6 protein-coding genes are annotated in these 11,412 nt (G+C 40.8%); 2 read left to right on the plus strand and 4 right to left on the minus strand.

The window, feature by feature from the left end:
* Positions 1–33: 33 nt before the first annotated feature.
* Positions 34–318: a hypothetical protein gene (locus EPX21_RS10575; RefSeq protein ID WP_206106047.1), complete on the minus strand. Its 285-nt coding sequence runs from the start codon at positions 316–318 to the stop codon at positions 34–36.
* Positions 319–641: 323 nt separating this feature from the next.
* Positions 642–1,355: a hypothetical protein gene (locus EPX21_RS10580; RefSeq protein ID WP_206106048.1), complete on the minus strand. Its 714-nt coding sequence runs from the start codon at positions 1,353–1,355 to the stop codon at positions 642–644.
* Positions 1,356–1,574: 219 nt separating this feature from the next.
* On the opposite strand from EPX21_RS10580, the gene EPX21_RS10585 reads away from it, so the two are divergent.
* Together EPX21_RS10585 and EPX21_RS10590 are read left to right on the plus strand one after the other, a co-directional pair.
* A complete protein-coding gene (locus EPX21_RS10585; RefSeq protein WP_134089667.1) occupies positions 1,575–2,012 on the plus strand; it encodes a DUF1896 domain-containing protein in 438 nt (145 codons plus the stop codon).
* A complete protein-coding gene (locus EPX21_RS10590) occupies positions 1,999–7,431 on the plus strand; it encodes an N-6 DNA methylase (RefSeq protein WP_134089668.1) in 5,433 nt (1,810 codons plus the stop codon). Before EPX21_RS10585 ends, EPX21_RS10590 begins: the two co-directional genes overlap by 14 nt.
* 235 nt (positions 7,432–7,666) lie before the next feature.
* On the opposite strand, the gene EPX21_RS10595 is transcribed toward EPX21_RS10590, so the two are convergent.
* Entirely contained in the window at positions 7,667–10,183 is a 2,517-nt protein-coding gene (locus EPX21_RS10595; protein WP_134089669.1) for a cation-translocating P-type ATPase, read from the minus strand.
* A 153-nt stretch (positions 10,184–10,336) separates the two neighbouring features.
* Positions 10,337–11,179 carry an RteC domain-containing protein gene (locus tag EPX21_RS10600; RefSeq protein ID WP_012026440.1) on the minus strand — a complete coding sequence of 281 codons (843 nt, stop codon included), beginning with the start codon at positions 11,177–11,179 and terminating at the stop codon, positions 10,337–10,339.
* Positions 11,180–11,412 lie beyond the last annotated feature (233 nt).

Raw genomic sequence — 11,412 nt, forward strand, 5'->3', positions numbered from 1 at the left:
AATTAAATCTAACGTTTTTGATGAAAACACTCCTTAAGTTTTTAAAATATCGTGTCCACTTTTTGCTGACGATTTACAATAGCCACTTACAAAGTTATGGTCAAATACAAAAGCAAAGGTCAGGTCATTTTCTTCTTTTGGAATATAGAAACGCATAATACCTGTTTCAATAAACGAAAGGTAGTTTTCTGTTTGCCCTACTGTCAAAAGATGATGATTTTTAGGAAATTCCTGCTTTATGAGCTTTGAAGAGAAAAACTGCCAGTCTTTGTCTGTTAGTTTAACTGCCTTTTCAAAATATTGTCGTATTTGTTCCATTGTTCGTTATTCCAAATTTCGGTTAGCCTGAACACTAATTTCCTGTTATTTAAGGCTTATTTTGTATTGGCACAAAATTACAAATTAATTCTTCCTACACTCTTAGGGCTTTACGCCAAATCCCGCCTCTCAAAGCCAAACCCTGCCACTTCTGCAAAGGGGCTTATCTACTGCTATAATTTTAGACTTCAAGTAAAATCATAAATTTCTATTTGTATGAATACACCATAAAAAATGGTTTGCCTTTTCAAGAATGGATATTGAAATCCGTAGAATGCTACAGGTTCTAAAACAATAAACCCTCCTAATCAGGAGGGTTTATTTTATTTTTTTAGAGGGGTTTTCGTAAACTTAAAATCTTTAAAATAGCCTTCTGTTCCAATATCCACCCATAGACCAATACTGCCGGAATTGGTATTTCCTTTCATTTCACTAACAATAAATGAAGGGTATTTTTGATTGTTTATAAATAGAACAGCTTTCTTATCTTTTATTTCAATCCTGATAGAAATCCATTCGTTAAGACCTATATCAGCATACGTTTCATATTCGCCATTTGCCTCTTTTCTCAATCTATCAAATTTGTAATCAGGATAGGCATAATATTGAACTGTATGATTTCTCATAAACTGGTTGTCAGCCCTACCATTTGTTGGTCGTAGGTAAATAGCGTCAAACGCTGAATTATCTTCTTTAATTCTATAAGCAATACCGATGAAGCCTCGTGCCGCCTCAAATGGAGAGGGATTCTGAATTTTACTTAACATTTTTACCTCAATTACTCCGTCGGCAAAATCCACATTCTTCATTTTAATAAATGTAGGTTCATCAACAGTAGCTCCTAACCGGTTTGCATCAAAAGGTAATTTGTCTAAATCTCTTTCTACCTTAATTACTTTTTCTCCGTTCAGTAAGGTGGATGATGCTTTCACATTAACAATATCAAATTCCAAATCTTCAAATTTTATCGTTTGTGCATAGGAATAGTGAATATATGCGAACACAGAAACAAAGAACATTAAAACTACTTCTTTCATCTTTTTTATTTTTAATGAATAATCAGACAATACAAAGATGAACAAAAAGGAAGGTTTGCAATGATGATCTGGTTTAAGAAATAGTATTGATGTAGATCAATAGTTTGGATATTTCGCCAAATACTTCCTTTTAAAGCCAAACCCTGCCACTTTTTTAGAAGGGCGTATCTGCTGCTATAATTTTAGGTTTCGAGCAAAATTCTAAATAAAAATTATAGTATGAATACACAGCAAAAAGACCTTTCGTATTTCAGATTACGTCTTCAGGAATTACTAAACAACAGCTTTCCCGAAAAGGCGAACGACCAAAAATTTATCGAACAACGTTCCTCGTGGGCTGCCAATGCCTACGAGGGTGCATTTAGTTCTGGAAACGATATTGAGCAATGTAATGAAATTGCCGATTACATTCTATTTGGAGGCTTGCATTTCTCCAAATTCGATACCGTGTTTCAGGTGGTATGCAATGAGTTTGATACCATAATGGCAGACGAGGAACTGCGACCGTTCGCCCTTAAAATGTTTCCTGTTTGCGAGTCTGTTTTCTCCGGCTATGAACTGACCGATGATTTCGCATACGGTTTTGAGTTTGACCTACTCTATACCGAAATAACCGGAACCATCGCAATATGGATAGAGAAAAATGGGCTTCAGTAAAAAGCAACATCTCCAACAGAACATTGATGCCCTGCGAATTGCTTTTAAACTGGAAAAGGAGAAACGGCAAGCCACCGTAGGCGAAAGACTGCTAATGATGCAATACAGCGGATTTGGCGGTCTTAAATTCGTGTTGAACCCTATAGCGAACGAAATAGACATCAACAATTGGAGAAAGACTGAACACGAACTTTTTCCGCTCACACAGGAACTCCACCAGCTACTCAAAGAAAATTCCGAAGACGAAAAGCAATACCGCAGGTATGTGGATAGTATGAAAAGCTCTGTTCTGACGGCATTTTATACACCGCCACAGGTCATAGATGCGATTTCCGCAACTTTGCGTGAAAGCGGTCTGAACATTGATAAATTCCTCGAACCCTCCGCAGGTATCGGGTCTTTCATACAATCCTTTTCAGAAAATCAAAAAGCCAGTGTTACCGCTTATGAAAAGGATTTGCTCACAGGCAAGATTTTAAAACAGCTTTATCCCGAAAGCAATATCCGTATAAGCGGTTTTGAGGAAATCCCCGAAAAGGAACAAAACAACTATGATGTAATTGCCAGCAACATACCGTTTGGAGATACTTCCGTTTTCGACCTTTCCTATTCCCGAAGCAGGGACAGTGCAAAAGTACAAGCAGCCCGAAGCATACACAATTACTTTTTTCTGAAAGGTGCTGATATGCTCCGTGAGGGCGGTTTGTTAGCTTACATTACTTCGCAAGGCGTTTTAAACAGTCCGAAGAATGAGCCTATACGGAGGGCGTTAATGGAGAACAACAATCTCGTTTCAGTTATTCGGCTACCCAACAACTTGTTTACAGATTATGCAGGTACGGAAGTTGGCAGTGATTTGATTATCCTGCAAAAGAACACAGCAAAACAAAGTCTGACCGAAAGGGAAGATCTGTTTTGCCAAAGCAGGCAAACGGAATACAATACGCCGGGCAATGCACTCTTTCAGGACAGCACAAGAATTGTGCATACCGACCGCAAATTAGATACCGACCCTTACGGACAACCGGCACTAATTTATACGCACAAAGACGGGGTTGGCGGAATTGCCAAAGACCTCAAACAAATGATTTCCGAAGATTTTGGAAAGCACTTGAATTTGAATTTATACAAAGGCGAACGAAACGATGAGCCTGTTATACAAATCCCTGTTACACCCACATCAAAGGCTACACCACCAACTGTCGAACCCGAAATCATTCAGCAAAAACCGCAACCTGCACCTACGCCTGTAACCCATCGGGAAAGTCCGCAGGAATTAAAGCAACTAAGCATTTTCGACTTGTTTGAAAATGTGGACGAGCCTGTAATGGTTGCTGCTCCACCCAAAAGAACGACACAAGTTAAAAGGCAAAGCACCAACAAAAGAAGAGGTGCAATAGGTCGCCAACCTGACCTGTTCAGTAGTGCGATGCAGCAACCTTATACGCCCCCTGTTACTAATAGAGCTACCAATGGAAATCCATCTACTAATGGTAAAAAACAGGAAGCTATCGGCGACCTGTTTTCACAAATAAACGGGAATGGCCAAGCTGATAAGCCAGCCGTTCCCAATACCATTCCCGAACCTGCTCCTTATAGTGGCGAACTGCAATCGTACCACCGTAACGATTGTCTTGTTGTGGATAATGGTTGGGTCGGTCATCTGCAAGATGTAGATACATCAGACGGCACGGCAGTTTTCCACTCTTTGCAGTTACCGACCTTACAGAAAGCAAGAGCCGAAGCGTACATTGCTGTACGTGATGTTTACCAAGACCTTTACAATAAAGAGGCAAAGTTTCAGACCGAATACAAGGAAGAAAGGAAAACCCTTAACCGCCTTTACGATACCTTTGTCAAAAGGTACGGAAACTTTAACAGTGCCGATAATATCAAGCTCATCAAAACGGATAGCTCCGGTAAGGAAATCCCTTATTTGGAGCGTGTTGTTGGTGGTGTAACACACAAAGCGGATATATTCAGCCGTCCTGTAAGTTTCTCCACCTTAACAATAGCAACGGACAATCCCGAAGAAGCGTTAGCGGCTTCGCTGAACAAATACGGAAGCGTTGATTTGGACTATATGTCCGAAATCAGCGGTATGACGGATGATGCTTTAAAAGAAGCATTGCACGGTCGTATTTACTACAATCCTCTGCAAAAGGAATATGAAATATCCGAACGCTGGATTGCAGGTAACGTAGTAGAGAAAGCCCAAGAGGTCAAAGCGTATCTCGAACGCAATCCCGATGATACCGAAGCCAAAACAAGCCTTATAGCCATAGAGGAAGCCCGACCAAGACGAATTGAGTTTGAGGAACTCGATTTTAATTTGGGCGAACGCTGGATACCCACAGGTATTTATGCCCGATTTGCTTCACATCTTTTTGATACGGACGTACTCGTTCATTACTCTGAAAGCTCCGATGACTTTTCAGTAAAGTGCGACCGTAAGAATTTGCATATATGGGAAAAATACGCTGTCAAAGCTGAAAGCCGGACGTTTGATGGGATTGCCCTGCTCAAACACGCCCTTGTCAATACCACGCCTGATATTACCAAAAAAATTACGGTTGGCGACCAGGAAGTGAAAGTGCGGGATATGGAAGCCATACAAATGGCGAATACCAGGATTGACGAAATCCGTACCGCTTTTGCCGAGTGGCTACACGCCCAAAACGACGAGTTCAAAACAAGGCTTACAAACCAATACAACGATACTTTTAACTGCTTCGTCCGCCCGAACTATGACGGTACACATCAGGACTTTCCGGGATTAGACCGTAAGGCATTGGGCATTGAGGATTTGTATTCCAGCCAAAAGGACACCGTTTGGATGATAAAGCTGAACAACGGTGCTATCTGCGACCACGAAGTAGGTGCAGGAAAAACGCTCGTGATGTGTACCGCTGCACAGGAAATGAAGCGTTTGGGGCTGGCGCACAAGCCAATGATTATCGGGCTGAAGAGTAATGTTCACGAAATTGCCGAAGCCTACCGCACTGCCTACCCACACGCAAAAATCCTGTTTCCGGGCAAGGAAGACTTCACGCCGCAAAAACGCCTCCGGATTTTCGGCGATATTAAAAACAACGAGTGGGATTGCGTAATCCTCACGCACGACCAATTCGGGATGATACCGCAGTCGCCCGAAATTCAAAAGGAAATCCTCGAAATAGAACTCGACAGCGTGGAGCGCAACCTTGATGCCCTGAAATCGCAAGGCAAGGAAGTAACCAGGGGAATGCTTGCAGGGGTCATCAAACGTAAGGAAAACCTTGAAGTAAAGCTCAAAACCCTTGAACACGATATTGAGAACCGCAAAGATGATGTAGTGGACTTTAAGATGATGGGTATTGACCATTTGTTCGTAGATGAAAGCCACCAATTCAAAAATCTGATGTTTAACACAAGACATTCAAGAGTTGCGGGATTGGGAAATGTGGACGGAAGCCTAAAAGCAATGAACCTGCTCTTTGCAATCCGCACCATTCAGGAACGTATTAATGCAGATATGGGAGCAACCTTTCTTTCAGGTACAACTATCAGCAACTCATTAACCGAACTGTACCTGCTGTTCAAATACCTGCGACCAAGAGCAATGGAAAAACAAGGCATTCATTCTTTTGATGCGTGGGCAGCCATCTATGCAAGGAAAACGACCGATTATGAATTTTCGGTTGCCAATAACATTGTAGCAAAAGAACGCTTCCGCTACTTTATCAAGGTGCCGGAATTGGCTCAATTCTATTCTGAAATTACAGATTACAGAACGGCAAAAGATATAGGCATTGACCGCCCCAATAAGAACGAGGTATTGTATAACATACCGCCTACTCCAGACCAGGAAGATTTTATCAAAAAGCTAATGGAGTTTGCCAAAACAGGAAATGCTACCTTATTAGGAAGAGAACCTTTATCACAAAGCGAAGAAAAAGCAAAGATGCTTATCGCGACGGACTACGCCCGTAAAATGTCTTTGGATATGCGGATGGTAAGCGGTGCGTATGATGACCACCCCGATAGCAAGGCTTCGCATTGTGCGGCAAACATTGCCAAGTATTACAACCAATACAACGCACAGAAAGGAACGCAGTTCATTTTCTCCGATTTGGGAACATACAAGCCGGGCGAATGGAATGTGTACTCCGAAATCAAGCGTAAGCTGGTGGAAGACCACGGCATACCTGCACAGGAAGTCCGGTTTATACAGGAAGCCAAGAATGATAAGCAACGTAAGGAACTTATCAAGGGAATGAACGAGGGCAAAATCCGTGTGCTGTTCGGTTCTACAAGTATGTTGGGTACAGGTGTGAATGCACAAAAAAGAGCCGTTGCCGTTCATCATTTGGATACACCGTGGCGGCCAAGCGACCTTGCCCAAAGGGACGGTCGGGCAGTCCGAAAAGGCAATGAGATTGCCAAGTTCTTTGCCGACAACAAAGTAGATGTAATCATCTATGCCGTTGAAAAATCACTAGATAGCTACAAGTTTAACCTGCTGTACAATAAACAGCTATTTTTAGACCAATTAAAAAACAACAATCTCGGCAAACGGACTATTGACGAGGGCAGTATGGATGAAAAATCTGGAATGAACTTTTCGGAATATGTGGCTATCCTTTCGGGAAATACCGACCTGTTGGATAAAGCCAAATTAGAAAAACAGATTGCCGGATTGGAAAGCGAAAAGCAGGCTTTCAACCGTTCTAAGTATAGTGCAAAGTACAAATTGGAAGACTTTACGGAATTGCTGGATAGTACGCAATCCCGTTTAAACCGAATGAGCCTTGATTGGGGAAATTTACAGCAACGCATACAAAAACATTCGGACGGCACAATCGCAAATCCTGTTCTGCTGGACGGTTTACCGCCCAATGCGGATATTAAACAAATCGGTGCAAAACTCAACCAGCTTGCGGACAAAGCCCGCACCGGAGGTCAGTATGAAGAAATCGGTACGTTGTACGGATTTACATTATTGGTCAAAACCGAAATGTCCGAAAAAGAAGGCGTGGATATTCGGGTAAACCGATTTTTGGTACAAGGCGAGGGCAATATCAAATACACATTCAATAACGGTTTAATGGCGAAAGACCCTGAAACCGCTTCAATGAATTTTTTAAGGGCATTGGAAAAACTACCCGGCTACGTCAAACAGGAGCAGGAGAAAATTGCCGAACTGCAAAAAGATTTACCTGTTCTTCAGGAGGTGGTCAATGGAACCTGGTCTAAGGAAAACCGATTGAGTGAGCTCAAAACGGAACTGGCTGCCGTTGAACGAAAGATACAGTTGTCTATCACGCCTGACCCCAAAGAGGAACCTGCGGAACAAACCGAAAAACAAAAAGAAACTTCAAATATTTCGGAGAGTATTGTAAGGACAAAAGGTATTCATTTACCCCGTGGGGTTTTATAAGAAAGTCATTCCCTGTCACCCTGCTCGTCCATTTTCTTGAAAGCCCGTCACTCATGGAATTTTGTCCTATTGGTTTTCCTGTTCCGCAATTCAAGGTATGTAGGATAAAAGTCACCGCAGCAGCAGTTTCAATTTGGTTAGTACTGTTTTGAGCTTGGTAAATTTATAAAAAAATGAGCATCGCTTTAATCCTTATCTAATGCAGAATGTTATACCGGATATGTACCTTTCACTATCACATAAGGGTTGATTTTTTCATTCTTCTAAACAATTTATAAATTTCAAACCACAAAACTGAAACCGCCGCTACCGATAATGTCATCCCTAACTCCTGTAAGTCCAATCCGGTTACGTGAAAGAAATTTGTAGCAGGTGCAATATACAGTATGGCAAAAAGTAATACCAAAGTTAGACCGGTAATAACCGGGAAGAGGGGATTCTTATTCTTGAAGCTGTCAAACACACTGTAAGAGAAGGAACGGTTCACGAGGCTCAACAATATATTTGCGATAATCAGTGTGGTAAAAACCATTGCCCTTGTTTTTTCTTCGCTGCCACCATTCAGAACAGACCATTGATAGGCAAATAATACGCCTGCTGTGATTACTAACCCCTGTATGATACTGATGGCCAACTCACGCAAATTCAAAAAGGTATCGGTCATTGCTCTGGGCGGTTGTTGCATCGTATTTTTCTCCATCGGTTCGTTTTCATACACAATGGAGCAGGTAGGTCCCATCACCAATTCCAGAAAGATAACGTGTACAGGTGTAAATATCTGTGGAAATATCCAGCCCAAAAATAAAGGCAAAGATACCGTCAGTATAATTGGTATATGGATAGAAATGATGTACTGTATAGCTTTTTTGATATTGGCATAAATCCTTCTTCCGGCAGCAATACCTATAACTAATTTTTCAAGGTCGTCATTGGTTATCACCAAAGATGCGGCTGCTTTTGCAATTTCTGTTCCTTTGTTGCCCATTGCCACGCCTATATGAGCTGCTTTAAGAGCAGGGCCGTCATTTACACCATCGCCCAGCATCGCCACCACTTCACCTTTCTTTTTCAGTGCATTCACCACGCTAAGTTTAGCTTCGGGAAACATCCGGGTAAATAAAACGGTGCGTTCAGCCACCGGTATTAATGCTTCTTCCGAGTAAGCCGCCACATCGGTTCCGTTCAGGACTTCAGCGGTATTGACGATGCCTGCCTGGGAGGCGATGCTGCGTGTTGTATCAGCATTATCTCCCGTGATTACCTTCACCTTGATGCCTGCTTCATAAATATGACGGAATACTTCCCGTATCCCTTCCTTCGGAGGATCATAGAACACAACCAATCCCAAAAATTCAAATTCAAAATCCTGTTGTCTTTCCGGAAAATCATTGCCTTCAAAACCGGATTTGGCTACTCCCAACACCCGGTATCCCTGCTGCCCGAACTCCCTGATAAGGCCTCTGATTTTATCCTTTTCGGTATCCGAGAGCGTAGCGACAGCAAGAATAGCTTCGGGAGCTCCTTTGGCAGCTATAATTCTTTCTTTTTCTGAATTTTCGAAAAGATGCGTCATCATAGGTGGTTTACCTTCCAATGGATATTCGTGGAACATCTGGTAATCTTTTCTTACATCGTCTCTTTGTGTCTGTTCATACACCTGGTGAAGCGTTTTTTCCATCGGGTCAAACGGAACGGGTTCGCTACTCCACATCGCATAGTCTATCAATGCTGCCAGTTCGGGGTTGGCAAATTCTTTTTCATCAAAAGTTTTGTCAGATCGGTAATCATACAACTGTTTAAGCTGCATAGAGTTTTCGGTAATAGTACCTGTTTTATCGGTACAGATAACCGTGGTACTGCCTAACGTTTCTACGATACTGCTTCTTTTTATGATGATGCCCTCCCGCATCAGCTTCCAGGCACCCAAAGCCATAAACGTGGTGAATGCAACGGGAATTTCTTCGGGAAGGACAGACATCGCCATGGTAAGACCGTTCAACAGACTGTCAACAAGATTACCCGTCCGTATGAAACTGAACATCCAAACCATTAGAAAAATGAGGATACCGGCAACAGCCATCCATTTTACAAATTTCCGTATCTGAACCTGCAATGGTGAAATTTCTTCTTTTATCGTCAGGATAGATTCGCCGATCTTGCCGATTTGCGTTTGTTTTCCAATCTGTTCTACTTCAAAGACCGCCAATCCCGAAACGGCAATCGTTCCGCTAAAAATTTTATTATTCCCCGGATCACTGTTTTTGAATACAGAAAAACTCTCACCGGTTAATGATGCTTCATTGACTGAAAAGTCATTACTGTGGACAATCCGCCCGTCGGCATTGATGATCCTTCCTTCTTCCGTAATGCACAAATCGCCTATGACAATATCATGCGTAGCTATTTTGACCACTTCCGAATTTCTGATTACCGTGCTCAGCGGTTCATTCAGCTTTTCTAATTCCGCCAGTGCTTTTTTGCTGCGGTTGTCCTGATAAAAGGAAATAGCAGATACGGCAATAATGGCCAGAAACATAAACAGTGCTTCGCCATAATCGCCTACGATCACATAGATAATTGAAATAGCAAAGAGCAGGATTAGCATTGGCTCTTTCAATATGTTGATCAACATATCCAGCAGGGAATTTTTGCCAATTGCCTCCATCCGGTTGTAGCCATACCGCTCCCGGGAAACCTTTACCTCGTTTACCGTCAGCCCTTTTAGATGATTGGGTATATTATAAGTTGTCATATTTTTAAAATTATTGTTTATTAAATAGTATCGGCATTAAGAGCTATTCTTGATAACAGCTTTCACGAACGCAGAGAAAGTAAGTTGGTAAAACATTTAATATATTAATAGTTAAAATACAATAAGTATCTTTTATTGCAATTAAAATCAATTCTATTTTTCTTCTTGATCATCCATTCTCCGTAACAGTCCTTCTTTTAGAGTATCAATAAATTTGGTTCGGTTAGTTTTTCTATTGCGAAGTTCTAAAAAGGTATGGTAAAAATCTCCCAAATCAACATTGAATGTCTGCTCAAAATAAGTCGCAATTACTTTGATGTCTATGGTTCCATTACCAAAAACCCCTTGAGTGTGTAATGCGTAAATTAATTCAATCAGTGCTGTTTTACTTGCTGTCCACACTAGCGTAGATTTGATTTTTTCCGCACTTTTCAGTGTGCTGTATCTAATATTATTAGAAAGATTATCCTCCAAATAAACCTGTATTAAGTCGTTCGCAATAATTTTGGCGACCTTATAGTCATGGGATGTTGAAAAACTATGATCAGATTCAAAATAGTAAGTATCCAAACTTAACTTAATATCATACTTCCCACGAACGAAATATTTGTGGTCAAGATAAGTGCTGTTGGTTCGATAATACTTATAGAATTCAAGATTATTATCAAAAAATCTTTTAAGATTAAATAACTCGTTGTTTAAATGTGTTTCAATTACCTTTTCACCACCATAGGGCTTTTTGGTTTCTATCTTGTAGATAGAATTATAATAAATTAGTTTAGAAAGTACATTAGGCTTCAAATGTTTGAAAAAATGGATTTCTTCCTCAATGTCTTTAAAACCACGTTTTAATACAACTTGTTTTAATTTAGCTATTTTGTCTATAGTTAAGCCAATAGCTTTTTCGCATAATGCTAAAGAGCCATTAAATTCGATAGATAACTCATTAATCTCGTCATCTAAATCTCTAATTATGTTTTTACAAAAATCGTTCATTTAAAAAGGTAGTATGATATGGCTATTCTTTAAAGGATTTTCCTTGCACTAAACCATAAATATTCAATAATAAAATTGTTTTGGATTCTCAAAAAGACTTTATCAAGCCTTCCAGGTATTCTATATTGGCTTTCTTTCCGGTTAACAGCCTATTGTAGTCTTCCCTTAGCTAGCTACATCCAAAACTAAAAAATTCCAATCAGAATTGCTATTGCTATCCTGTTGGAATGTGG

This window comes from Olivibacter sp. XZL3, from assembly GCF_004368405.1.
Classification (GTDB): domain Bacteria; phylum Bacteroidota; class Bacteroidia; order Sphingobacteriales; family Sphingobacteriaceae; genus Olivibacter.